At 48.3% G+C, this 619-nt stretch carries 1 protein-coding gene; it reads right to left on the bottom strand.

What is annotated here, in order from left to right; all coding sequences use genetic code 11:
* Window positions 1-91: 91 nt before the first annotated feature.
* Window positions 92-619: DeoR/GlpR family transcriptional regulator (locus tag R7Z50_RS28715; RefSeq protein ID WP_318149910.1), on the bottom strand; the 528-nt coding region annotated here is incomplete at its 5' end.

Below are 619 nucleotides of genomic sequence, written 5' to 3'. Positions count from 1 at the left end.
GTTTGTGAGCGTTTTGTGTGATTTGGGCATAAAAAAACCTCTGTCTAATTAAGACAGAGGTCATTTTGAGGTTCAAATTTGAGCGATTTATCTATTCGGCGTCTGCTGATGTTACATTCGCTTCGACCACTTCGAGGGGAATTGCGGCGTCTTTTAAGATCGCGAGAATTTCTTCTGGTGGCTGTTTGTTAGTAAATATCATGTTCAGTTGCGCGATGTTGCCCAGTTTCACCATGGCATTGCGACCAAACTTGGTGTGGTCGACGGCGAGAAATACGCTGCGGCTGTTGTCGATGATCGCTTGCTTCACGCGTACTTCGTGGTAATCAAAGTCCAATAGGGAACCATCAAAATCGATGCCACTGATGCCGAGAATGCCAAAATCGAGACGGAACTGTTTCACGAAATCGAGCGTTGCTTCGCCTACGATACCGCCATCGCGGCTGCGGACTTCACCACCCGCTAAGATGACTTTGATCTCTGGGTTAGGGAAGAGAATGGTTGCCACGTTGATGTTGTTGGTGACTACGCGTAGCTGCTTGTGGCTCTTAGTGAGCGCACGTGCGACTGCTTCTGGTGTTGTGCCGATATCAATAAATAGCGTTGCGCCGTCAGGAAT

The organism is Vibrio sp. 1249-1, assembly GCF_033340495.1.
The sequence above is the reverse complement of the archived record's forward strand: the minus strand, read 5'-3'. Positions and strand labels throughout refer to the sequence as shown.